Here is a 25098-nt window from a genome sequence, read left to right as displayed (position 1 = left end):
CGCCTAATTTTTAATCAACCCCAAAACGAGACCAATTATATGTCGGTTACTCACCATCAACATTCAGTGTTATTAGAACGTGTTTTTTCACTTATCAATGAAAAAGTTGATAGCAAACAGTCATCTCAAATTATGAAATTCGGCCAGCTTCTACTTAAAACAATGGCGTTTGATGATATTGACGGTAGAAGTGACAGCGATTTATATGGCAGCATTCTAAGCTTGTGGCACTTGCTGCAAAACAAAAAGCCGGGTGAACCAACCATAAAAGTGTTTAATCCAGAAATAGCCAAACATGGTTGGCAATCGTCTCATACTGTGATTGAAATTATGATTGACGACATGCCATTTTTAGTTGATTCAATACGTATGGCAATAAATAGGTTCAATATCACCTCACACCTTATATTACATAGGCCAATGAAACTTGTGCGTAATAAAAATAACCAAGTGACACAATTCATTGAAGGTGAGGCAGATGACAACACGTATTCTAAAGAAACCGTTTTATTTATTGAAATAGACCGCCAATCAAGAGACAAAGACTTACAAAGTTTAACGGAAGAATTACGCTCAGTGGTGAGCGAGGTATCGTTGTCAGTGTCTGATTGGCAAAAGATGCGTGATCAACTTACTAATTTGACGCAAAATTTTGATAAATCAAAAAGCAAGGCGTCCGCTCAAGTAAAAGCACAAGGTAAAACGTTTTTAAACTGGCTAAATGATCATAATTTCACACTTATGGGCTATCGTTACTATGACGTAAAAGCCATTGAAGGTGATCATCGCTGGTGTCCGGTGAATAAAAGCTCATTAGGTTTAATGAAAAACTCGATTAGCGACAGACAACGTTTGTTATCTCAATCACCCGCCTCTGCTAGAGAAGAAGCATTGAGTGATAATCCACTCATGCTAACTAAAACCAATACCAAATCGCGCGTGCATCGGCCAGCATATATGGATTACATTGGTATCAAAGAGTTTGATGAGAATGGGCAAGTGTGCGGTGAACATCGCTTTGTAGGATTGTATTCAGCTTCATTTTACAATAGTAGTGCAACTGATCTACCCATGCTAAAAGAAAAAATTGACCGTATGTGTGCTTTGTCAGGTTTTGAAAAAGGTACCCATGCTTACAAGGCTTTCGTAAATATTGTTGAAACGTATCCTCGAGATGAATTAATTCAGTCATCAGATGACGAATTAGCGCAAATCATTTTGGGTATATTCCAAATGCAAGAGCGCGGTATGTCACGATTATTTGTGCGTAAAGATACCTTTGGCCGTTTCTTTTCTTGCATGGTTTTCGTGCCTCGAGAGCGCTACAACACTAAGTTAAGAAAAGATACCCAAGAATTATTACAACGTTCATTCAGTGCCGTTGGCGAAGTAGAATTTAATACGTATTTCTCTGAATCAGTATATGCTCGAACTCATTATATAGCTCGCGTTGACAACAATAATATGGAATTAGATGTGAACGAAATTGAAAAAAACTTGATCGAATTAACGAAAACTTGGCAAGACAAACTTAACAGTAAAATTGTTAAAGTTTACGGTGAAGAGCAAGGAAAAGGAATTGTTCGCAAATATGATAATGCATTTACCAGAAGTTACTCTGAACAAAATCTGCCAAGTGCAGCCTTAGTTGATATTCAACGAATAGAACAGTTAAGCGAACAACAAAAATTAGATATTTTGTTTTATAAGCCACAAGAAGAAATGGCTGATAGCAATACTGTTAAACTAAAGCTCTATCACAAAAATGAACCGATTCATCTTTCAGATGTTTTACCAATGCTTGAAAACTTCGGTTTGAGAGTGGTAGATGAAAGCCCATACAGAGTGACCAATGAACAAGGCGAAATTAGTTGGGTCATGGATTTTACCATGCTGTATAAAAAGCATGGCAATTTTGATATGGAAAAATCTCAAGAATTATTTCAACAGGCTTTTTCAAACACCTGGAATGGTGAGTTAGAAGATGATGGTTTTAACCGCCTTATTTTAGGTGGCGGGATTACGGGTCGTAAGGTCATAATTATTCGCGCTTATGCAAAATATATGCGTCAAATTGGCTCTTCTTTTAGTATAGATTACGTTGCCAATACAATGGCAAGCTATCCAGAAATAGCTAAATTACTTATTGATTTATTTAATCAAAAATTCAATCCGAAACTACGTCCGAATAAAAGTAAAATTGAGAGTATTGAGAACAACGTATTAGAAAAATTAGACAAAGTGTCTAATCTTGATGATGACAGAATTATTAGGCGTTATCTTGACTTAATTAAAGCCACATTAAGAACTAATTTTTATCAAAATAACGAACAAGGCGAAGTGAAGAGCTACGTTTCATTTAAGTTGTTACCGGCTAACATTCCTGAAATGCCCTTACCAATGCCAAAATTTGAGATATTTGTATATTCGCCAAGAATAGAGGGTGTGCATTTAAGAGGCGGGAAAGTTGCGCGTGGTGGCTTAAGATGGTCTGACCGAATGGAAGATTTTCGTACAGAAGTACTTGGCCTAGTGAAAGCCCAGCAGGTAAAAAATACAGTTATTGTGCCGGTAGGCGCGAAAGGCGGTTTTGTATGTAAAAAAATGCCAATTAATGCAAGCCGCGCTGAAATGCAAGCAGAAGGGCAAGCGTGTTACAAAATATTTATCAGAAGCCTCTTAGATATTACTGACAATATTAAAGAAGGTCTTATTATTCCGCCAAAAGACGTGGTTCGATTGGATGAAGATGACCCATATTTAGTGGTTGCAGCTGATAAAGGAACCGCTACATTTTCAGATATAGCTAATGGTATTTCTGATGAATTTGATTTTTGGTTAGGCGATGCATTTGCTTCGGGCGGAAGTGTTGGCTATGACCACAAAAAAATGGGTATCACCGCACGCGGGGCATGGGAATCGGTTAAACGACACTTTAGAGAAATAGGTGTGGATTGCCAAACAACGCCATTTACGTGTGTGGGTGTAGGAGATATGTCAGGAGATGTATTTGGGAATGGGATGCTGTTGTCGCCTCAAACTCAAATTATATGCGCATTTAACCATATGCATATTTTCTTTGACCCAAGCCCAGATCCAGCGGCTACGTACAAAGAACGTGAACGCTTATTTGCCGACCCTAGCTTAAACTGGGATGACTATGACCGTAGCCTAATTTCAAAGGGGGGCGGCATATTCAAGCGCAGTGAAAAATCCATTAAATTAAGCCCTGAAATGAAAAAATGGCTGGGTACACGTCAGATGTCTATGACGCCAAATGAACTTATTCATAATGTACTTAAAATGGAAGTTGATTTAATTTGGAATGGCGGCATTGGTACTTACATAAAAAGCAGTAAAGAGTCTCATAGCGATGTGGGTGACCGCGCTAATGATATTTTACGTGTTAATGGTAAAGACGTTAAAGCCAAAATAGTGGGTGAGGGCGGTAACTTGGGCTTAACCCAATTAGGCCGCATAGAGTATGCCGCAAATGGTGGGCGTGTAAACACTGACTTTATTGATAATGTGGGTGGTGTTGATTGTTCTGATAATGAAGTAAATATTAAAATTTTACTTAACACCTTGGTTCGTAATGGCGACTTAACCGTTAAACAACGCAACAAGTTACTGTACGATATGACCGAAGACGTGAGTGAAATTGTACTGCAAGATTGCTATCGTCAAACTCAGTCTATTTCTATCACTCAAATGATGGGCGTTAAGCAATTAAAAGAGCAGCTTCGATTCATCCATGGTCTTGAACGCGACGGCTCATTGAACCGTGAGCTTGAATTTATCCCATCAGATGAAGAAATATCGGAACGTGTAGTGATTGGACAAGGGCTTACTCGCCCAGAACTTTCAGTACTCATTGCATATGGTAAAATGGTGCTCAAAGAAGAGTTAAATATAGAATCTATTACGAATAATCCATACTACGAACGCTACTTAATAGAAGCCTTCCCGCTAGTTTTACGTAAAAAGTATGCAGCTCAAATGCAAGAGCATCCTCTTCGTAGTGAAATTATTGCCACTAAGTTAACCAATGAAATTGTTAATGATATGGGCTTAAATTTTGTTCATCGTTTGAGCGAAGAAACCGGTGCAGAGGTAACTGAAATTTGTTTTGCCTACTCAGTAGTTAAAGAAATCTTTAAGATGGGCGAATTATGGGAAAATGTAGAGCAACTCGATAATACTATTGATGCTGACTTACAGTTAGAAATTCTAGACGAAATGCGTCGCACCCTGCGCCGTACGGTTAGATGGTTCATTCGCCACGGTGAATTTAATGCTGATATACATTCGGTTACTGAATCGTATAGTAAAGCGTTTAGCACTATCAGTAACAACTTAAGCAAGTATCTTGTAGATTCTGAAGTGAACGAAGTACAAGAGCGAGTTGCATTTTTAGTCAGCCAAAAAGTACCTGAAGATAGTGCTGTTAAAATAGCTTCTTTGAGTAATCTATTTTCAAGCTTAGACTTAGCGCAAGTTTCAGCCCTAGAGAATAGACCTGTTGATGTGGTTGCTCGCTTGTATTATCAATTAGGAAACAAGTTAGAGCTGCATTGGTTCTTGGAACAAATTAACCAACAAAGTGTGGCAAACCATTGGCAAGCACTTGCAAGAGCTTCATACCGAGAAGAGTTAGACTGGCAACAGCGAGCTATTACTATTGTATTACTACAATCTGATACAAAAAGTAAGGACGCAGATTCGATGTTGGATCAATGGATTACCCAAAACGAGAGTAAGCTTTCTCGCTGGCATCATATGATGACAGAGTTCAAAACCTCTGATAATCACGAATTTGCCAAGTTTTCTGTCGCTTTACGTGAATTGATGCTGTTAAGTATTAGCGCAAACCATTAAACTATAGCCCATTCAAGTAATCAGCCCTGCTTGCAGGGCTTTTTTGTGCCAGGAAAACCGTGTACTCATTAGTTCAAAAAACATTATTAAAGTGTGACCCAGAGTGGAGTCATGACGTGTCGCTTAACTTTTTGCAACGTAGCCAAGGGACATTTCTACAATCTGTATACGCACAAGAAACCCCAAGTAAACCCACAGAGTGCTTAGGCTTGCATTTTCCAAACCCAATAGGCTTAGCCGCAGGGCTTGATAAAAACGGTGAATGCATTGATGCCTTTGCCGCGATGGGGTTTGGTTTTATTGAAATAGGTACGACTACGCCACGTCCACAAAGTGGCAATGAGAAGCCTAGAATGTTTAGGCTACCTGAGCACAAGGCTATTATTAATAGAATGGGTTTTAACAATAAGGGCGTTGATTACTTAGTTGAAAATGTGAAAAAGTCTCAGTTTAAAGGCATTTTAGGTATTAACATTGGTAAAAACAAAGATACGCCTGAAACCAAAGCGCTTGATGATTACTTAATTTGTATGAATAAGGTATACGAGCATGCTTCGTATATTACCATTAATATTTCCTCACCTAACACGCCGGGTTTACGTGATTTACAGTATGGCGATGCGCTTGATCACTTATTAATTGGATTGAAAAATGAACAAACCAATTTAGCAAAAATGCATAATAAATACGTTCCGCTTTTAGTAAAAATAGCACCCGATTTAGATGAAATTGCAGTTCAGCAAATAGCGAAATCGTTGTTAGATAGTAAAATGGATGGGGTGATTGCGACTAACACAACCCTAGATAGAAGCGCAGTAGCAGGCCATGAGTTTGCAAACGAGGCCGGCGGTTTAAGCGGTGAAGTACTTACTGAACGAAGTATGCAAATAACAGCCTTACTAGCAAAAGCTTTGGACGCTCGCATTCCAATTATAGGTGTAGGCGGTATTAGCAATGCAGAAGATGCTAAAAGCCGACTAGAAGCCGGGGCTTCTTTGCTACAAATATATTCTAGCTTCATATACCAAGGCCCTAAACTAATTAAAGAGCTTGTAAATGCATAATTTTATCGTAACGGCAGCAAAGGGTTTAGACGAACTTCTAAAAATTGAAATAGCTAATTTATTAAGCGGCGGTAACAGCGAACTAAAAAACGAAATATTAGCTAAGAGTAAAGTGCAACCTGGACAGGTTAGCTTTAGTGGCGACATAAGCGATGCTTATAAAATATGTTTGCATTCGCGCCTAGCAAACCGCGTGTTACTTGTACTTTGCACAGGCGCTGCCGCCAGCGCTAAAGAGCTTTATGATTTAGCGTACCAAGTTGACTGGCCGCAACAGTTTTCACACCAATCAAGTTTTGCAGTGCAATTTGTAGGAACTAGCCATGCTATTAATAATAGCCAATTTGGGGCCCTAACTGTAAAAGACGCCATAGTTGACGCCTTTGTTGAAGACGGCCAAGAGCGACCTAATGTAGAACGCCAACATCCAGATGTTCAAGTTCACGCAAGATTGCGCCGTGAAACGGCCTCTATTTGCTTAGATCTTTCTGGCACAAGTTTACACCAGCGCGGTTATCGTGAGGGCACAGGCGATGCGCCATTAAAAGAACAACTCGCATCGGCGATGCTATATAGGAGCGGTTGGGCTGACAACCAACATGAGGTGCTATTAGACCCCATGTGCGGTTCTGGCACAATTGCCATTGAAGCCGCAATGATCGCGGCTAATATTGCGCCAAATTTAAACCGCCGGTTCTGGGGCTTTGATTATTGGTTTGGTCATAACGCAAAAGTATTTGAAGCCATAAAACAAGATGCACAGGCGCAGGAGCGGGCACCAAAAGCTCAAATTTATGCGTTTGACATAAGTACAAAAGTACTTGAACTTGCTCAACAAAATGCTGAAAACGCAAGGGTAAGTGATTTTATTGAATTTAAACAATGCGATGTGAACAATGCCAGTGTAGTTAACAAAAGTGGTTATATTGTAAGTAACCCGCCATACGGCGAGCGACTTGATGACTACGTAGGTTTATTGCCGGTTTACAATAAATTAGGGCAACATTTAAAAGAGCAGTTCGCGAACTGGCATGTTGCTTTATTATGTTCAAACGAAAAATTACTTAAAGCATTAAAGCTTCGCGCGAGCAAAAAATATAAGTTTTTTAACGGCAAGCTTGAAACGCAACTGGCTTTATACGAACTGAATGAAGGCAATTTGCAACAATTTTCAGCAAAACCTAGTGATGATGAATTTAGTAACCGTTTAAGCAAAAACGTAAAGCGCATGAAAAATTGGGTGAAAAATCTCAATAGCAATGCATATCGTATATACGATGCTGATTTACCCAATTATAACTTCGCTATTGATTGCTACGGTGATTGGGTAGTAGTTCAAGAGTATGCCCCTCCCAAAACAATTCCTGAGTCGGTAGCACAAGAGCGCCTCGCTCAGGCATTACTGCATATACCTCATATTTTAAATGTAGATAAGCACAAAATTTCAGTGAAAGTACGTGAAAAACAAGTAGGTAAAAAGCAGTACGAAAAAGTGGAAGCGAAAGGGCAGCGCGTAGAAGTTAATGAGCACAACGCTAAGTTTTATATTAACCCTACTGACTATCTTGATGTTGGTTTGTTTCTTGACCACCGTATAACGCGTGATTTATTTGCACAGCAGTGCCGCGGGAAACATGTATTAAACTTATTTTGCTATACGGCGAGTGTATCGGTGCATTGCGCATTACGCGGGGCAAAATCGGTTACTTCGGTTGATATGTCAAATACCTATTTACAGTGGGGCAAAGACAACTTTTCGCTTAATAAACTGCAAGGCGCTTATGAATTCATACAGGCAGACTGTGTTAAGTGGCTTGAAGAAAGCAAGATATCAACTAAATTTGATTGCATATTTATTGACCCGCCATCATTTTCGAATTCTAAGCGAATGGAAAATACTTGGGATGTGCAGCGCGACCATTTAGCCTTACTTAGCAACGCAAAAAAACATTTATCGGCGAATGGCGTTATTTATTTTAGTAACAATTTACGAAGTTTTAAACTTGATTTAGCAGGTTTAGAAGCCCTAGGGTTCAAAGTTGAAAACATTGGGCCTAAAACCATTGATGAAGACTTTAAAAGGCATCCTAAAATTCATCATTGCTGGGTACTCACACTTTGAAACTAATTTTATATACCGGCCCACAATGTAGTTTATGTGATGACGCGCTTGATTTGTATCATCAGCTACCAGCAAGCCAGTGGGAAGTGTCAAAAATCAACATAAGAGACTCCGTTGATTTATATCATTTGTATGCGGTTAAAATCCCCGTTTTCAAAAGAAGCGATACACAAGAAGAATTACATTGGCCATTTGATTTGGCCACACTTAGGATATTTTTAGCGTGAATTTAATACAAATAAAACAAGGCAGTATTTTATTTGGACAGCCACCACTTTTAGATAATGCAGACTTTAATCTAGCAGAAAAGGAAAGGGTTTGTATTGTAGGCAGAAACGGCAGCGGTAAATCAACTATGCTGCAAGTACTAAGCGGCGAAATAAAATTAGACGGCGGCCAGCGCATTGTTGCAAGCCACGTTAATATAGCTCGTTTAGCACAAGACCCACCAAGCAATAATGACATATCTCTTTTTGATTATGTGGCAGAAGGCTTAGCTGAGGATGCTCAAGCAATAAAGGCCTACTATGCACAAGCCGCAAAAGTAGCGACTGATACATCTGAAGAAGCACTGAATGAGCTTCAACGTTTACAAGAACTACTTGATGCGAATAACGCTTGGCAGTTAGAGCAACGAATCGTTAATGTACTTACTCAGCTAGGATTAGATGGTGAGGTGAGTTTGCAAGGCCTTTCAGGTGGATGGCGACGTAAAGCTGCTTTAGCTCGTGCCCTAGTGTCTCAGCCTGACGTTCTACTGTTAGATGAGCCTACCAACCATTTAGATATTGAAATGGTAAAATGGCTAGAAAAGACGATATTAACGTATAACGGTTCCATTGTATTTATTAGTCACGATAGGGCGTTCATAAGAAGTATCGCAACGCGAATTATTGATATAGACAGAGGTGCAGTGACCTCCTATCCAGGAAATTATGAGGCTTATTTAGTTCAAAAAGCGCATGATTTAGAGGTGCAAGAAACCCATAACAAAGAGTTTGATAAAAAACTTGCCAAAGAGGAAGTGTGGATTAGGCAGGGAATTAAGGCTAGGCGAACCAGAAATGAAGGCCGCGTAAGAGCGTTAAAATCATTGCGCGAAGAGTTTAAGGCTCGAAGAAACCAGTTAGGCAGTGCCACTATTGTGAGTGCTGGCGGTGGTAAATCAGGCAAACGCGTATTTGAGCTTAATGATGTGAGCTATGGTTATCCTGACAAACTCATTATTAAGAACCTTGATTTGTTGATTAGTCGTTCCGAAAAAATTGCCTTGGTAGGGCCAAATGGTTGCGGTAAAACCACACTTATTAAGTTATTGTTAGGCCAACTTGAAGCGCAGTCCGGTGAGGTTTTTCAAGGCAGTAACATTGAAGTAGCTTATTTTGACCAACATCGAAATCAACTAGAATTAGATAAACCCTTAATAGATGTAATTGCCGATGGTAAGCGCGAAGTTGAAGTGAATGGCGGAACGCGCCATGTGATAAGTTATTTACAAGATTATTTATTTTCGCCTGAGCGGGTCAATGCGCCTGTATCGACCTTATCTGGTGGCGAGAAAAACCGCCTTATGCTGGCAAAGCTAATGCTAAAGCCAAGTAATTTGTTGATATTAGATGAACCAACAAATGATCTTGATGTCGAAACGCTTGAATTATTGGAGTCATTATTGGTTGAGTATCAAGGCACTATTATTTTAGTTAGCCATGATAGAGAGTTTATCAATAACGTAGTTACCACAAGTTTGTTTTTTGAAGGCGAAGGCAAGATAAACCAGTTCGTGGGCGGTTATGATGATATACAGGCCTGGTACGCGAATAAAAACAAAGCAGCTTCGGCCGATGACAAACCTCAAAGTAATACGGCAAAGCCGAAGGCTGATAGTAATAAAGATCAACTAAGTGCAAAACCTGCCGCGAGTTCGAAAGCTAAGAAGCTCTCGTACAATGAAAATCGTGAATTATTAGGTTTGCCAAAAGAAATTGAAAAATTTGAAAAAGAAATTGAAGAATTACAAGCTAAAGTAAACGAGAATGATTTCTTTAGCAAAGATGTAAAAATAACCCAACCCATTTTAGATGCCCTAAGTGTAGCTGAATCTGCATTAGAAACCGCATTTGAGCGTTGGGAAGAATTAGAATCAAAACAAAATAAAACGTAGTAACAGGAATTTACATGAAATTAAACCGTATCACTGCTTCACTTTTACCTACATTGCTTGCCATTAGTGCAGTGCCAATGCTTGCTAAAGCGCAATCTTATGAAGTAGTAGAACTGCCTACCAGTGACTTATCGACCAACCAATATGCATCATCAATAGATGAAACAGGGCTTATACTCAATATTGTTGAAGAGCGATTTAACCAACCCATTGATTTATCATTAATTAACTTAGATTCGCTCACGTTAAGCGACCCTGATGCGGCTGCACAGGGCAATTTTAATGGTACCGACTTAAGTGCTATTACAGCGGCGTTATATACAAGCACGCAATCAAATTCTGCTTTCAACCAAAAACTAGCTCAGTATGTAGCGTATAAAACCGACGGTGTTAGTACTGAATATATTAACGGGTTTGATACAGAAACTGATGCTACCAATGGTTTCACTTACTCTTTAGACACTGAATTAGGTGATTCTTATAACGGCACTTACATTGTTGGTTCAATGACGGGCGCTTTTACGCAAATTCCTTATATTAACGAATCTGGCGATGAACTAATTTATGTGGTTAATGATGTAAAAAATAGAGCGTTCGTACAGGTAGATGACTACGTTGCGCCATTATTACCTGTAGACGCAACTTTAGGTGGTATAAGTGAAGCTTCCGCAATCAATAGCAATTTACAAGTTGCAGGTTACTCTAGTGTTGCCGTTTCTGATTCAGTAACGAGTGCAATTGCGAACTGTGATGACCCTGACACTCGCGGCGATATACCTCTTGAAGTTTGTTACTACACGATTATAAATGAGTTTGAGTCGAGCTTAACGCGCCACGCAACAGTGTGGCAGCTTGATACGGCTGGTAATACAATAAGTACGCAAAGCTACGGGCTTACATTTGAGCCTGACAATGACGTAGATATAATATTCTCTAGTGTGGCGACAGATATTAACAACGAAGGCCAGGCAGTTGGTTCAACACCTGTCCCTATTGAAAGTACGTATACGCAAGCTGCCGCAATTTTTCAAAACGGGCAAACACAACGTTTACTTGCTGATGATGATTTATTACCTAACGCAGCTGTTGCTATCAACGATGATGGTTTAGTGGCGGGTTATAATACTGTTGTCATTAACTCAGCTACTCGCTTTAAATTCTTTGTTTACAACATAAATACTGATGAGCTTATCTTTCCAGATGACTTTTTTACTAGCTCCACATCTATTCCTAGAGCTATTAATAACAACGGTTTAGTAGTGGGTGACGCTGAATCAGATGCAGATACACGTCGCCGCAATGCCTTTTTATATGATGTAAACGCAAATACTTTTACCAATATTAACACCTTAATAGCTTGTGATTCAGACTATGAAATTATGACGGCTAACGATATTAATGATAACAACGAAATTGTAGGTGAAGCCCTAGTACAGAAACCATTTAGAAATGCAAAGGGCGAAATTGTCACTGATTCAAATGGTGAAGAAGTGTTAGTTGATACAGTCATTGCGGTGAAACTTAGCCCAACCGGAGGCTCACCTGTAGAATGCGAATTATCAGATGTTGAAATTGCCGATTCTACACGCCAAGGTGCTTCATTGGGTTTCTTTGGACTAGTTGGTTTATTAGTGTTTGGAATAGCGCGTCGACTAAAGTATAGATAATGAGCAAACCATTTTATACTTTGTGCTTTTTATAGGATATTCATCCTAACGTCTTTAAAGCCGCTATTTTAGCGGCTTTTTTATTTTTTATAACTTAGCTTCATAAAAACTGTATTTATAGACTATTTTATTGCTAAAAAAAGCTACTAATAAATTCAGTTAGTTAAGCACGTTTTTGCAATATTTCACTTTTATTACATTGAACGATTTTATAATTAGGTGTACTAATAAGGTGTAGGGAAAATTGAGAGTTGTCATCTAGATGATATCTCAACATTCTTTATATTTATAAACACGAAAGAGGTTATCAATGAAGAGACAAAAAAGAGACAAGCTGACCAGAGCGCATGCTAAAGGTTATCAAGCAGGTATCACTGGTCGTTCAAAAGAAATCTGTCCATTTCAAGCATCAGATGCTCGTTCAGAGTGGTTAGGGGGGTGGAGAGAAGCCCTCACCGATAGACAACTGGGTTTGAATACAAGGTAGCAATACTTCCGTAAAATCAAATACACAAAACCCCGCATTAAGCGGGGTTTTTACTGCCTAAGTTTTAGAAAACCTAGAACTTTGAAGTGTCTTGAAATAAACCCACTTTTAAATCATTTGCTGTATATATTACGCGGCCATCTACCGATACTTTGCCGTCGGCTAGCCCCATATACAATTTACGCTTAATGACTCGTTTAAAGTCAATTCTATAGCTGACTTTTTTCGCTGTTGGCAATATTTGCCCAGTAAATTTAACTTCGCCTACTCCTAGCGCTCTGCCTTTACCAGGGCCTCCAGACCAACCTAAAAAGAAGCCAACAAGTTGCCACATAGCATCTAAACCTAAGCAACCAGGCATTACCGGGTCACCAGGGAAGTGACATTCGAAAAACCACAGATCTGGGTGAATATCTAACTCGGCTTCAATAAATCCTTTGCCGTGCTCTCCACCTTCTTCAGAAATAGTAACAATCCGATCCATCATCAACATATTAGGCGCTGGAAGTTGGCTGTTTCCTGGTCCGAACATTTCACCTGTGCTACAAGAAAGTAGCTCGTCTCTATTAAAACTATTTTGTTTATCAGTCATTTTTTCTACTTATTTAAAAACTAAGGTGCTAATTTAGCGAACACTTGTACGCTTAACAACTCTGAGCAGTAAAATAATTAAAATAAATTTAGTTTCCCGTATACTAATATGATTATATGAAGGAAATTTTAATAGTGTGTATGTATGAAAAATAAAAAACTAAGCGCGAATGCTGAAAAGCAAAAGAGATTTCGAGACAAACAAAAGGCCTTGGGAAAGAAAATGGTAAGAGGGTACTTATCGCCGGTTGCAATGGAAAACTATAAAGAAATTGTTGAGAAAACAGGCTGGACTGATAATGATATTATCTCAAACTCGTTACGCATAACCTACGCAGCCTATAAAAATGGACAAATTCGTTTTTTGAATAAATGGTTGCAAGAAGATGATAGGAAAAAGCGATTAAAAAACATATCGTCTATGTCAGCGCAGGCCGAGCCTGAAATTATCGATAATTCTAATGTAAGCAAACAAATTGATGAATAATTTAGCTTAGAATAGGGAGAAGATTTAACTAGTGTGCTTATACAAAATTCGTTTAGCTTCATTCTTTACATCGCTACGCGAACGAAAAGCCCATAATTTATCACGAGCATGTTTTGCGGCTTCTTCAACATTGACTATGGGTAAATAATAATCACGCTCAATGTCAAAATCTAAAAATAGGGTTTCAAGTGGCGGAATTCTATGAGGCTCATGAATATATTCTGCTGGAAGCTTCTTTAGTTCAGGTACCCATTTTCGAATGAAGTGGCCTTCTCGATCTTTTTCCATTCCTTGTTTTATAGGATTGTATATTCTAATAATATTTGTGCCAGTTACCCCAGCCTGCATCTGAAACTGTGGATAGTGTATGCCAGGCTCAAAATCCAAGAAACATCTGGCCAAGTGCTTAACACCTAAGCGCCAATCAATATTTAAATGATGGCACAGAAAACTTACCAACATTGCACGCATTCTAAAATTTAAGTAGCCGGTTGACACAACCGCTCGCATGCAGGCATCTATAATTGGAATACCGGTAGTACCTGCCTTCCATCTTTCTAGGTTTTGCATTGATATGTCAATGTTAGCGTAGCTAAACTGCTCATATGCTTTATTTATTGCCCTATGTTCTATTTCATATTCTGATTCAAATTTTTGTATAAAGTGACAATGCCAAGTGAGCCTAGAACCAAACGCATCAACAGAGCGTTGCCAGCCTTTTTTGACTGTTAAATTCTCCGTAAATTGCACGACTTGTCTTATTGAAATGTTTCCCCAAGCTAAATAGGGAGATAGTCTAGAGCATGTCTTTCTCGAGGTGGTTGGGTCACCAATGTTGCCGAAGTAGTCTTTACCTCTTTGAGCGAAGAAGTGCTTCATTGTATACCATGCGCGCTTTTCGCCACCTGATTGAAAGTTATCGTGCGGCAGTTTCCATGCTTTGGGTATTTGAAAAGTGTGTAAACAGGATTTAAGATTAAAAGCCTTGAGTTTGGCAAGCTCTGGATCCTGAACCTGCGTAAACATTCGTTCATTCCAGTGTTTCCGCCAACTTTTTCTATTAGCCATGGGCCTCTTAACCGCCCCGAGCTCATATTCATACCAGCTTACATTGTTGGTCTTACACCACTGTAGTATTGATTTATCTCTTTCATAGGTATGAAATAAACCAACTTCCTGATGGCTAAATAGTCCAAATTTTCCTATGCGCAATAACTTTTCAAATACCTTTTCAGCATCGCCGAAAACCGTATGTAAAATCACATTGTAAGGTAATAACTGCTCATTAATATCCTTAATCGATTCATTAATAAATCGCCAATGCCTAATATCCATATGCTCATCAGCAAGCATTATTGGTTCAACAATATAAAGTAATAAAACAGGTTTACCTGCATCTATTGCATTTTTTAAGGGGGCGTGGTCTCGCAAACGTAAATCGCGCTTGAACCAAACAACGGAGAACTCGTTTTCTACAACCATTTATTTATAAACGATTCCTCTGGATCATAAATTTGAGTTTGTTTAGCTAAGTTAAATTGGCGCAAGCCGCGCGGATCCGAACCCACACCCGCTAGGTATTGCCAATTTCCATAGTTACTGGCTACATCAAAATCAATTAAATGATGTTCAAAGTAGGCTGCACCGTAGCGCCAATCCAAGCCTAATTCATTAATAAAACAACTTGCAACAAGCTGCCGCCCACGGTTTGACATAAAGCCCGTTGCGTTTAACTGTTTCATGCATGCATTCACAATCTTAAAGTCAGTTTCACCTTTGCACCATTTATCAAATAGTGCACTATTGTGATGACAGACACTGGGTATATTGAGCTTACTTTCTCTTAAGCCCCATTTTACAAACATGAGAGCTTCATGTTTTGTCATTTGCCACTGAAAAAATTCACGCCACAATAATTCAAAAAATAGCCAGTAAGTCGACTCATTTTTTACCACATTCTTTTCATAACTATATAAATATTGGCAAACTTGCCTAGGTGATATGCAACCTAAACTTAAATACGCTGACAAACGACTTGAGAAATTCCATCCATCAAGTCCATTTCGTGTTTCTTTGTAGCTAGCAATACCATTAGTTTTATAAAAATAGTCGTTAATTCTTCTGTGCGCTTCATTTTCGCCGCCGCTATATTTTGCAGGTTCAATATCAGCTTCAAGTTGGTAATAGTTACTCATCTTGACTTCACTTTTCACCTTACAAAGGAATGTCTCACACTGTTTTACAGTTAATGTGCTGGGCGAATTTATAGACGTGTATTTTTCTACGGCCTTTCTAAAGGGCGAAAAGGTATCAGGTAAGTTTGAGACTTCGAAAGGTAAATTTTCAATACTATAAAGATAATTACTATAGCCTGTGTAAAAGGTTTTATTCGGAAACATGGCTTTCAAACTGCTAATGTTGTCTTGTTCAAACACCCCACAATGATGCTCATAGCTGATAGCGTCTATGTCATTTTCTTCAATCATGCTTGAAATTATTTCTACGCTACTGCCATAAACAAGTTGTAGCTCAATATTAAGTGGTAACAGCGTCTTTTTTAAATCATCCAAAGCTTCATTAATGAATGCCTGTCTTTTCTTTCCTAAACGCGACAAGCCAAACTCTGATGGCGCAAATAAATCAGGCGTTAATATGAACACCGCCACTACTTGTTCACACTCGTGAGATAAGCGCGCCAACGCTTCATTATCGTTAACTCGTAGGTCAGTTCTAAACCAATGTAAACCTGTTTTATGCATATTGAATGTTGTTACTTACAATTCTACTTTGAAAATGTTTACTTATTTGAAGGGCAAACCGATCTTATTTAATAGTGTTTGAGTAAAAAAACGTGAATATACGTTTACATTTTACAGATGACAGGACTTTCATGAATAGCATTATTTGGTTTCGACAAGATCTACGCCTAATAGATAACCCAGCACTAGTAGGCGCTAGTGATAACGCAGAAGTGCTACCGGTATATATTTATGATACGAGTACACCTGAAAACGCACGTTTAGGCGGAGCATCTGATTGGTGCTTACATCATGCTTTGCAAGCGCTAAATAAGGCCTTGAATAATAACTTACTCATACTGAAGGGCAATCCTTCTAAAATCATACCGCAACTAATGGATGAACATAATATAGATTCAGTTCATTGGAATAGAATGTACGAACCTTGGGCTAGAGAGCGAGATAGCGAACTGAAGAGTGTTATTAAAGAGAGCGGAAAAATCGCCAAAAGTTATAATGGCAGTTTGTTGTGGGAGCCAATGGATGTGCTTAAGAAAGATGGCACCCCCTACAAAGTCTTTACACCTTATTATCGAAAAGGTTGTTTGTCTAAATCTCATCCTAGGTATCCCTTAGCAAAACCTGAATTATCATTTATAAAAACAAAAGATAGCGCAGAAGATTGTTCGCTAAAAGCCCTGGATATTGACAGCCTAAATTTGCTTCCTACTATACCTTGGGACGCCGAAATGAAAAAGCTGTGGGACATTAGCGAAGCTGGCGCTCAAGACAGGCTATCACGATTTCTAAATGATGCGATAAAAGACTATAACGACGGTCGCAATATTCCGTCTATTGAAGGCACATCAAAGCTATCTCCTTATTTTCATTTTGGTATTATGTCGCCCAACCAAGCATGGTATTCAATACTAGATTTCTTCGGTGGAAATACTGAAAATAAAGGCGTAGACGTTTACTTAAGTGAACTTGGTTGGCGTGAATTTTCGTATTATTTACTTTATCATTTCCCGCATATTCAAACTGACAACTTCAATGCGAAATTCAACAAGTTCCCATGGCGTACTGACTCAAAAGCACTGAAAGCCTGGCAATCTGGTAACACAGGTATTCCTATTGTTGACGCAGGTATGCGTGAACTCTATCGAACGGGGTATATGCATAATCGAGTTAGAATGATTGTAGGTTCGTTTCTAGTAAAGAACTTGTTGATTGATTGGCGAGAAGGGGAGCGTTGGTTTTGGGATTGCTTGTTAGACGCTGATTCAGCCAGTAATGCAGCCAGTTGGCAGTGGGTTGCGGGTTCAGGGGCAGACGCTTCGCCATACTTTAGAATTTTTAACCCAATTCTCCAAGGAGAAAAATTTGATAAGCAAGGGGAGTATGTAAAGCACTATTGCCCCGAGTTAAATGAGCTACCGGCGAAGTATATTCACCAACCATGGAATGCACCGCAAGATATACTATCCCAAGCGGAAGTGACCTTAGGTGAAGAGTATCCGGCTCCCATTGTAGATTTGAAAGTATCAAGGCAGCGCGCCTTAGATGCCTTCGCTGAAACTAAGGGGGAATAAATGAGCGCTCTTTGTGTCATTTTAGGTGATCAGCTTTCAATGAAAATGAGCTCGTTGCAAGCCGTAAATAAAGACGTAGATACTATCTTAATGGCCGAAGTGAAAGCTGAAGCGAGTTATGTAAAGCATCATAAAACAAAAATAGCTTATGTATTCAGTGCTATGCGACACTTCGCTCAGCAATTGGTGTCAGAAGGCTATAGTGTTGAGTATGTTAAGTATAACGATGAGCGTGATAACAGCAGCATATACAAGGTAGTTGAGCAAATCGTAAGCACTAAAAATGTTACTAACATTTACATCAGCAAACCCGCAGAATATCGCTTGTTCGAAGATGTATCCACATGGGATAAAAAACTAGGCATTTCAACATCGATATATTCAGATAATCGCTTTATAGCGACAGAAGAACGATTCAAAGAGTGGGCCGACGGGCGAAAGCAACTACGCATGGAATACTTCTACCGCGAAATGCGTAAAGAGGCGCGTTGTTTAATGGATGGTGACAAACCCATTGGTGGTAAATGGAACTTTGACGCCGAAAACCGAGAAAAACTGCCAAAAGACATCAAACCTCCCTTACCAACTATGTTTGAGCCTGATGAAATCACGAAAGACGTGATTGATTTAGTCAGTGTAGAGTTTTCTGAGCACTTTGGTGACCTTGATAATTTTCATTATGCCGTTACACGAGAAGATGCCTTAATTGTACTCAATGAGTTTATTGACCAACGTTTGCCTAACTTTGGACAGTATCAAGATGCTATGGTGCAAGACGAACCTTGGATGTATCACTCACACATTTCTTTTTACTTGAACAGCGGCCTTTTGATGCCACTTGAAATTATTGATGCGGCCGAGCAAGCGTATTACAACGAAAAAGCGCCTTTAAATTCTGTTGAAGGTTTTATACGACAGATTTTGGGTTGGCGAGAATATGTACGTGGTTTTTATTGGTATATGATGCCTGGCTACACCGATGAAAACTATTTACAAGCATCACGCAAGCTTCCTGATTTCTATTGGACAGGCGATACCTCAATGAATTGTATTAGCCAAAGCGTTAAACAAACTAAAGAACATGCGTATGCACATCATATTCAACGCTTAATGGTATTGGGAAATTTTGCATTATTGGCAGGAATTGACCCAAAATACATAAATGAATGGTATCTCATTGTATACGGAGATGCGTATGAATGGGTAGAGCTACCGAACGTGAGTGGAATGGTGTTGTTTGCTGATGGCGGCAAGCTTGCGAGCAAGCCATATGCAGCAAGCGGAGCATATATTCACAAGATGTCTAATTACTGCGAGCATTGCGAATATAGTGTGAAAGAAAAAAGCGGTCCACAGGCTTGTCCATTCAATTATTTATATTGGGGATTCATAAACAAACACGCAGACAAATTTAAAAATAATCCTAGAATGGCTATGATTTATAAAACAATGCTTCGCATGGACGAAAAAAAGCTGTCACATATGCTAGAAGATAGTGAGTTGTTTTTGAAGGAACTTTAAGCTTGCCTCGCCACGTTAAAAAACAAAATTTGCCAACTAAGATTTGCCCTGTTTGTCACTTGTCCTTCACTTGGCGAAAAAAGTGGGAGAAAAACTGGGATGATGTTATTTATTGTTCTCAAAAATGCAGGCGAAATAAAGTATAAAATTTAAAACCTTTCACAGATAGAAGCGTTTTGAAAGCTTTGAACCTTGTTGATAAGTATACAATTATTATTTGCAAAGCTATAATTGTAGCCACTTTCAAGCAAACGTTACCCATATTCATCGCTTATATTTTGATGATAATAATGGTGTTCAATTTGTTTCAAGCTATCTCATTTAGGTTGTTTACATGCGTCATGATCAACATGAACATACAAACGCTATCGAACTATTCGACAGCGACATCAAACAGGGTTGTAGCCAATCTGGCATACACTCGCAAATAGGTACTCACCTTGAAGATGAACTATTAGACGATATAAATATAGGCTCTCCTAGCACAAAAAAAGAACTGGAACTTGCGCTATGGGGCAGCGGTCAATCGGTGTGGATGTGGTCAAAAACAAGTGACACTATTGATTTGAAGTTCTACGTTGAGAATAGATTTGAATTTAATGAAATTAGCGTACCGTTTAACAGCTTAACGGTCAACATTCATCCTGACGATGCAGAAAGCTTTTTAGACACATGGAAAAGCCATTGTAAGGGGCAAACAAGTGAACTATTGATTAAATTTCGGTATCTGAAAAACAAGGAGTATTTGTGGTATGTTTTAAGAGGGAAGGTTACGTCTACTGATAATAACGGGGCAACCGCGATTGTTGGTACATTCGCCGATATTACCGATGCAATAAGCAAGCAAACTAAACTATCGCTTATGTCACAAGCATTTTCAAAATCGAAACAAGCCATGCTAGTACTAAGTCAAAGCATGCTGATAAGCGAATACAACGATGCATGGATAGAACAATTTGACCCATTTGAGGTTTCTTTAAACGGCTTATCGTTGGCTGATTTAGTACCAATAACAAAGCACGATATGGTAGCCCTAGAATCAAAGGGCTTTATTGAAAAATCTACTACGCTATCTATTCCCGAACAAGATGAATGCCCAATTGAGCTTCTCATCAATCAATTTGAATCTAAAGATACACAAAGCAAATACTATATTGTAGTTGCAAAAGACCTTTCAGAATCAATAGCGACTAAACAAGAGCTGCATCGTTTAGCTACTCGCGATCAAGTGACGGGTTTAATCAATCGCTTTGAATTACAAAATCAATTAGATCATTTAATTAGCACTAAGATAAAATTTGAAGTGTTTTACATTGACTTAAACGGCGAGAAAGAAGTCAGTGATGCCTTAGGTCACGAAAACCGAGATAGGCTCTTACAAAATGTGGCCACAGGTTTGATTGAAGAGCTTGACGATGCTTTGCACATTTCTACTTGGGGCAGCAGTGAGTTTATTATAGTTTACAAGGCTCTTAATCATGCAGAGCGGCAGAGGCTAGTTACTCTTATTCAAAAAACAATCAGCAATAACACATTTATCAATTCAGGGCAGAAATTTAGTATTAGCGCACATATAGGCTCAAGCATGTTTCCTGAGCACGCAGAAACGTCTGGCGAACTTATTCGCCGTGCCGACGCAGCTTTATATTATAGTAAAGAAAATAGCATAGAGCGGTTTTCAATTTACTCAAAAGGCATGGCCAGTGAAATATTAAATAGAATTCGTCTAGTTAATAATTTACGAGAGGCGCTTGAAAAAGAGCAACTCAACTTCGTGCTACAAGGAAAGTACAATCAATCTCGAGAGTTAATTGGCGCCGAATTATTATGTAGATGGACTAGCAGTGAGCACGGCTTGGTTTCACCTACTGCGTTTATCCCACTAATTGAAAAGTATGGAATGGAGTCTCAATTAGGATTATTAGCGATACGAAGCGCCATTGCTTATATCAAAACCTTGTCAACTTACGGTGTTGCTGTTCCTATATCAGTAAATATTTCGGCATCGCAGATACTCGATGATAATTTTTTAGCGCAATTGCACGGTTATATTTCTCGTGCTGGTATTTCGCCTAATTTATTAGAATTAGAAATTACTGAATCTGTTTTTATAGATGACGATAGCCAAGCAACGAGTAAGCTCAAAGATATTAAAGCTTTAGGTATTAGAATTAGCCTTGACGACTTTGGTACAGGATATTCATCATTAAGTTATTTAGGGCAGTATAATTTTGACCTTGTAAAAATAGACCGGTCTTTCATTATAGAAATTGAACAAGACCTTAAAGCGCGCAAATTATTTGATGCAATTATGAATATTTGTACTGCGTTAGATTTAGATGTGGTGGTAGAAGGGATAGAAACAGAAAGCCAGTTTAGTATATTGCAATCATCGGGTGTCAGTAAATTTCAAGGCTTCCTGTTAGGAAAGCCTTCGCCCATAAATGATTTCTTAGATCAAATTAAAAGTCGCTAGTTAAACTCTTTATAAAAATCGACTCGCAAGTACGCCAAGAGCGATGGCAAACGAAAAGCTAAGCAGAGTTCCTAACATAATGTATTCCGTTAATTTTCGATCGTGTTGTCTTCGCATGTCTCCAAATCTAAACACGCTTTTAGCGGCAAGCAAAAATCCAATGGCAGAAAAATGTCCAAGCAATATAAAAGTAATAATTAAAGCACGTTCAAGTGCGCCTATATGCTCCCCCGCAGTTTGCAAACCTTGTTGCTGAATATTGTCACCAAACTGTGTTAAATAGGGTCGAAGTAACAATTGAATCAATATAGATAAGGGCTTGAATGACAATAAGTAAGCGATAAGAACCACGCCATGCTTTATTGAGACCATGGTTATTAAATCAGAAACCAAGGCGTTAAAAGTGATAGGACTGATATAAACGCTCACGGCAAAAAGAATTGCAAGGTGAGCAGCTTGGTCAATTACAAAATACTTAAACGTAAAACCCATATACGTTTTCCAAATATCTATAGCGTAATGAGTCAAAATAATTGCACTTAAGCCAATAAAGAATTCAGCATTAAGTTGTTGAATAAATATAAATAAGATCGCTGCCGTTAAAACAAAATGAGTACACATGTGTTTGAATAAACCAAGAGAACGTTCTTTATGCTCTACTTTTGAGGCTATCCAAGCATTCGGCTGTAAGTAAAAATCAGCTAATATATGGACAAATAATAAACTTGAAAACAATGGTATTAAACTAGTCATGTATTGTGAGCCTTTCAATCTGTTCAGAAAAATTAAGGAGTAATTTTTTAAAAAGATCAGCATTGGAACGTAATAGGTGTGTATTGATGTTTTGCCTACTAACACTTAGTTGGTCAGCAATTACCTTATGCTCAGGAAAACCTAACAAAATCCACCAATATAATATTTGCGCTTGCTTTGCTGTTATTCCTGATAACAGGCGATTTGCAAACTCCATTAGCAAGCTAAAATCAGCACTTAATTCTGAATAATTAATGTTTAAATAGCCACTTTTAAGTGTATCTAAAGTTCTTCCTGAAATAACGAAAACATCATCCATATTTTCGCCAAGGTTTGTTTCAATATTTGACGTATGACCAAGCGCGATTGATTGCGTAACACTTATTTCCTGGGGCAACATTGACATAAGAAATAGCTTAGTCAGTAATGACTGCTTTAAACTATTTTGCGCTTGTGAATAAAGAACCTGATACGCGTCGCCACGAAAGAAATCAAACTGATCATATTGATTGACTAAGGCTTTTGAATAGCAGTCTTTGATACTAGCTACCGCTTCTGAGCGCAAGGCTTTAGAGAGCTTCGTTGATGCAACAATGTCACTGGTTTCGACCGCAATTAGCATTAAACTATTATTCCTTAATATACGTGTTACTAGTTTTATCGTATTTTTTAGATAAAAGCAATTTAATTAGGTTGCTTTTGTGGCGAGCATACAAATTTGAATGCTCTTATTTGCGCGTATGATCCTGTATATTGTGCAAATTAAAACGTATATGTTTAAAGTTATTAGGTAATTCATGAGAATAATTGTTGATGCTGATGCATGCCCAGTTGTCATAAAAGAAATTTTGTTTAAAGCCGCAACAAGAACACAAACAGAACTTTTGTTGGTTGCTAATCATTATATGAGAACGCCGCCATCGCCTTATATTAAGTTTTTGAGTGTTCCACCTGGGTTTGATGTGGCCGACGATGAAATTGTAAAGCTGGCAGAAGAGGGCGATTTGATTATAAGTTCTGATATTCCTTTAGCGGCTGAAATTGTTGATAAAAAGGGAAGGGTATTAACACCAAGAGGTGAGGTTTTAGATAAACAGAATATAAAAGAGAGGCTAAACACTCGTGACTTCATGGATACAATGCGTGCTAGTGGAATTCAAACAGGCGGGCCTGCGCCAATGAGTCAAAAAGACAGAAAAGAATTTGCTGGCCACTTAGATAGAATTTTAGCTACCAGCAAATAGTCAACACGATTATTTAGGTTTGTTAAGTAAGCTTATAAGACTTGATGTATCGTGGCGGCCACCACCATTTGCCTGAACTTGGGCATATAGTTGGTCAACCAAGGCAGTAATGGGCAGGGTGCTTGTATTCGCTTTAGCCTCATTAAGTACAATATCTAAGTCTTTTCGCATCCAATCTACCGCAAACCCAAAATCAAACTCGTTATTGACCATAGTTGACCAGCGGTTTTCCATTTGCCAACTTTGCGCTGCACCTTTGCTAATAACATCCATTACCTTAGGAATGTCTAAACTAGCGTTTTCAGCGAAATGAAGAGCTTCCGAAAGGCCTTGCACTAGGCCCGCTATGCATATTTGATTAACCATTTTACACAGTTGACCAGAGCCAGTCGCACCAATAAGCTCATGCTTTTGACTAAAACATGCTAGCAGAGGGACAATATGTTGGTAATCGTCTTGATTTCCTCCAATCATAACGGTTAATTTACCGTTTTCCGCACCAGCTTGGCCGCCAGATACTGGAGCATCAAGAAAGCTGATTTGTTGTTCAGTTGCCGCTGCACCCAGTTCACGCGCTAATATAGCCGAGGTTGTGGTATGGTCAATTAAGTAGCTGTTCGGCTTCATTGCTGATAAAACACCAGCTTCACCATAAACAACTTCTCGCACGTCATTATCATTTCCTAAGCACATAAATACGATATCGGCATTTTTAACGGCCATTGATGGTGTAGAAAATGCTTCGCCAGAAAACTTATCCAACCATGCTTGAGCTTTCGAAAACGTTCGATTGTAAACCGCCACATTGTGCCCAGCGTTTGCTAAATGACCAGCCATTGGGAAACCCATTGCACCTAAACCTAAAAAAGCGACGTTCATAGTTAATTCCTAACATTAAATGTTGTAAGTGTTCATTAGTAATGAATATATCAAGTAATTAGCAAAGCTAACACATAACAATAATATAAATCGTGGCTGTGCGTGAATAAATACATAGGTAGTACAGTAAATATGAAAACTATTCACGTAGCAACGCGATAGCAAGCATTAAAATACAAGCCATTGATATAATTACCTTTAACTTATCCACTCTAATATATAATGGCGCATAATGTATATTATGTTAAATAGGATATTGTTCACATTTAATCCACAGTTTGTTCTACAAGGTGTGGATTCTATCGTGTGATTAAGTAAAAGTGCCAGTAATAAGCAAGTAAAAATGCCAGTAATTGCATTAATCCCCTCTTTTTTACCTATTTATTTTCTATTTTAAATAAAAGCGCCTGTAATTAACCTAAATTAAATAATTAATAT

19 protein-coding genes are annotated in these 25098 nt (G+C 38.6%); 13 read left to right on the top strand and 6 right to left on the bottom strand.

Annotated features, from left to right (window positions below):
* Positions 1-39 precede the first annotated feature (39 nt).
* From ACOI22_RS02915 to rmf, 7 genes are all read left to right on the top strand, one after another.
* On the top strand, positions 40-4878 hold the full coding sequence (locus ACOI22_RS02915; protein WP_420670028.1) for an NAD-glutamate dehydrogenase: 4839 nt from the start codon (positions 40-42) through the stop codon (positions 4876-4878).
* A 59-nt stretch (positions 4879-4937) separates the two neighbouring features.
* Entirely contained in the window at positions 4938-5942 is a 1005-nt protein-coding gene (gene pyrD / locus ACOI22_RS02910) for a quinone-dependent dihydroorotate dehydrogenase (protein ID WP_420670026.1), read from the top strand.
* On the top strand, positions 5935-8064 hold the full coding sequence (gene rlmKL, locus ACOI22_RS02905; RefSeq protein ID WP_420670024.1) for a bifunctional 23S rRNA (guanine(2069)-N(7))-methyltransferase RlmK/23S rRNA (guanine(2445)-N(2))-methyltransferase RlmL: 2130 nt from the start codon (positions 5935-5937) through the stop codon (positions 8062-8064). The genes pyrD and rlmKL overlap by 8 nt, the downstream gene beginning before the upstream one ends.
* A complete protein-coding gene (locus ACOI22_RS02900; RefSeq protein ID WP_420670022.1) occupies positions 8061-8291 on the top strand; it encodes a glutaredoxin family protein in 231 nt (76 codons plus the stop codon). Before rlmKL ends, ACOI22_RS02900 begins: the two co-directional genes overlap by 4 nt.
* Positions 8288-10225 (top strand): ATP-binding cassette domain-containing protein, encoded by a 1938-nt coding sequence (locus ACOI22_RS02895; protein WP_420670020.1) that lies wholly within the window; start codon positions 8288-8290, stop codon positions 10223-10225. Before ACOI22_RS02900 ends, ACOI22_RS02895 begins: the two co-directional genes overlap by 4 nt.
* Positions 10226-10239: 14 nt before the next feature.
* Positions 10240-11892 (top strand): DUF3466 family protein, encoded by a 1653-nt coding sequence (locus ACOI22_RS02890; RefSeq protein WP_420670018.1) that lies wholly within the window; start codon positions 10240-10242, stop codon positions 11890-11892.
* Positions 11893-12202: 310 nt separating this feature from the next.
* Positions 12203-12379: a ribosome modulation factor gene (rmf, locus tag ACOI22_RS02885; protein WP_420670016.1), complete on the top strand. Its 177-nt coding sequence runs from the start codon at positions 12203-12205 to the stop codon at positions 12377-12379.
* Positions 12380-12452: 73 nt separating this feature from the next.
* Here the strand turns inward: rmf and fabA are convergent, their stop codons facing one another.
* Positions 12453-12971 carry a bifunctional 3-hydroxydecanoyl-ACP dehydratase/trans-2-decenoyl-ACP isomerase gene (gene fabA / locus ACOI22_RS02880; RefSeq protein WP_420670014.1) on the bottom strand — a complete coding sequence of 173 codons (519 nt, stop codon included), beginning with the start codon at positions 12969-12971 and terminating at the stop codon, positions 12453-12455.
* 144 nt (positions 12972-13115) lie between these two features.
* On the opposite strand from fabA, the gene ACOI22_RS02875 reads away from it, so the two are divergent.
* Positions 13116-13457, top strand: coding sequence for a hypothetical protein (locus ACOI22_RS02875; RefSeq protein WP_420670012.1), 342 nt, complete (start codon positions 13116-13118; stop codon positions 13455-13457).
* Positions 13458-13481: 24 nt separating this feature from the next.
* On the opposite strand, the gene ACOI22_RS02870 is transcribed toward ACOI22_RS02875, so the two are convergent.
* Complete coding sequence (locus ACOI22_RS02870) at positions 13482-14939, bottom strand: deoxyribodipyrimidine photo-lyase/cryptochrome family protein (protein WP_420670010.1); 1458 nt, start codon at positions 14937-14939, stop codon at positions 13482-13484.
* Positions 14930-16216 carry a DASH family cryptochrome gene (locus tag ACOI22_RS02865; protein WP_420670008.1) on the bottom strand — a complete coding sequence of 429 codons (1287 nt, stop codon included), beginning with the start codon at positions 16214-16216 and terminating at the stop codon, positions 14930-14932. The genes ACOI22_RS02870 and ACOI22_RS02865 overlap by 10 nt, the downstream gene beginning before the upstream one ends.
* A gap of 131 nt (positions 16217-16347) precedes the next feature.
* Here ACOI22_RS02865 and ACOI22_RS02860 point away from each other — a divergent pair, with 131 nt between their 5' ends.
* From ACOI22_RS02860 to ACOI22_RS02845, 4 genes are all read left to right on the top strand, one after another.
* Complete coding sequence (locus ACOI22_RS02860; protein WP_420670006.1) at positions 16348-17787, top strand: cryptochrome/photolyase family protein; 1440 nt, start codon at positions 16348-16350, stop codon at positions 17785-17787.
* Positions 17788-19308: a cryptochrome/photolyase family protein gene (locus ACOI22_RS02855; protein WP_420670004.1), complete on the top strand. Its 1521-nt coding sequence runs from the start codon at positions 17788-17790 to the stop codon at positions 19306-19308.
* A gap of 2 nt (positions 19309-19310) precedes the next feature.
* Positions 19311-19454, top strand: coding sequence for a DUF2256 domain-containing protein (locus ACOI22_RS02850; protein WP_420670002.1), 144 nt, complete (start codon positions 19311-19313; stop codon positions 19452-19454).
* A 188-nt stretch (positions 19455-19642) separates the two neighbouring features.
* On the top strand, positions 19643-21784 hold the full coding sequence (locus ACOI22_RS02845) for an EAL domain-containing protein (protein ID WP_420670000.1): 2142 nt from the start codon (positions 19643-19645) through the stop codon (positions 21782-21784).
* A gap of 9 nt (positions 21785-21793) precedes the next feature.
* Here ACOI22_RS02845 and ACOI22_RS02840 read toward each other — a convergent pair whose 3' ends face one another.
* Together ACOI22_RS02840 and ACOI22_RS02835 are read right to left on the bottom strand one after the other, a co-directional pair.
* Entirely contained in the window at positions 21794-22537 is a 744-nt protein-coding gene (locus ACOI22_RS02840) for a DUF3307 domain-containing protein (RefSeq protein ID WP_420669998.1), read from the bottom strand.
* A complete protein-coding gene (locus ACOI22_RS02835) occupies positions 22530-23159 on the bottom strand; it encodes a hypothetical protein (protein ID WP_420669996.1) in 630 nt (209 codons plus the stop codon). The genes ACOI22_RS02840 and ACOI22_RS02835 overlap by 8 nt, the downstream gene beginning before the upstream one ends.
* Before the next feature lie 175 nt (positions 23160-23334).
* On the opposite strand from ACOI22_RS02835, the gene ACOI22_RS02830 reads away from it, so the two are divergent.
* On the top strand, positions 23335-23781 hold the full coding sequence (locus ACOI22_RS02830; RefSeq protein ID WP_420669994.1) for a YaiI/YqxD family protein: 447 nt from the start codon (positions 23335-23337) through the stop codon (positions 23779-23781).
* Between the two features lie 9 nt (positions 23782-23790).
* Here ACOI22_RS02830 and ACOI22_RS02825 read toward each other — a convergent pair whose 3' ends face one another.
* Positions 23791-24660: an NAD(P)-dependent oxidoreductase gene (locus tag ACOI22_RS02825; protein ID WP_420669992.1), complete on the bottom strand. Its 870-nt coding sequence runs from the start codon at positions 24658-24660 to the stop codon at positions 23791-23793.
* Between the last annotated feature and the right edge of the window lie 438 nt (positions 24661-25098).

This window comes from Glaciecola sp. 2405UD65-10, assembly GCF_048820975.1.
GTDB lineage: Bacteria > Pseudomonadota > Gammaproteobacteria > Enterobacterales > Alteromonadaceae > Glaciecola.
This window is presented reverse-complemented; position numbering and strand designations above follow the sequence as displayed.

Bases quoted from the DNA above. Each gene is read 5' to 3' on its own strand.
- ACOI22_RS02835 (WP_420669996.1), bottom strand. From the start codon at position 23,159: ATGCTAATTGCGGTCGAAACCAGTGACATTGTTGCATCAACGAAGCTC.
- ACOI22_RS02875 (WP_420670012.1), top strand. From the start codon at position 13,116: ATGAAAAATAAAAAACTAAGCGCGAATGCTGAAAAGCAAAAGAGATTT.
- rmf (WP_420670016.1), top strand. From the start codon at position 12,203: ATGAAGAGACAAAAAAGAGACAAGCTGACCAGAGCGCATGCTAAAGGT.
- ACOI22_RS02860 (WP_420670006.1), top strand. From the start codon at position 16,348: ATGAATAGCATTATTTGGTTTCGACAAGATCTACGCCTAATAGATAAC.
- ACOI22_RS02915 (WP_420670028.1), top strand. From the start codon at position 40: ATGTCGGTTACTCACCATCAACATTCAGTGTTATTAGAACGTGTTTTT.
- ACOI22_RS02855 (WP_420670004.1), top strand. From the start codon at position 17,788: ATGAGCGCTCTTTGTGTCATTTTAGGTGATCAGCTTTCAATGAAAATG.
- rlmKL (WP_420670024.1), top strand. From the start codon at position 5,935: ATGCATAATTTTATCGTAACGGCAGCAAAGGGTTTAGACGAACTTCTA.
- ACOI22_RS02840 (WP_420669998.1), bottom strand. From the start codon at position 22,537: ATGACTAGTTTAATACCATTGTTTTCAAGTTTATTATTTGTCCATATA.
- ACOI22_RS02845 (WP_420670000.1), top strand. From the start codon at position 19,643: ATGCGTCATGATCAACATGAACATACAAACGCTATCGAACTATTCGAC.
- ACOI22_RS02890 (WP_420670018.1), top strand. From the start codon at position 10,240: ATGAAATTAAACCGTATCACTGCTTCACTTTTACCTACATTGCTTGCC.
- ACOI22_RS02825 (WP_420669992.1), bottom strand. From the start codon at position 24,660: ATGAACGTCGCTTTTTTAGGTTTAGGTGCAATGGGTTTCCCAATGGCT.
- ACOI22_RS02830 (WP_420669994.1), top strand. From the start codon at position 23,335: ATGAGAATAATTGTTGATGCTGATGCATGCCCAGTTGTCATAAAAGAA.
- fabA (WP_420670014.1), bottom strand. From the start codon at position 12,971: ATGACTGATAAACAAAATAGTTTTAATAGAGACGAGCTACTTTCTTGT.
- ACOI22_RS02865 (WP_420670008.1), bottom strand. From the start codon at position 16,216: ATGCATAAAACAGGTTTACATTGGTTTAGAACTGACCTACGAGTTAAC.
- ACOI22_RS02870 (WP_420670010.1), bottom strand. From the start codon at position 14,939: ATGGTTGTAGAAAACGAGTTCTCCGTTGTTTGGTTCAAGCGCGATTTA.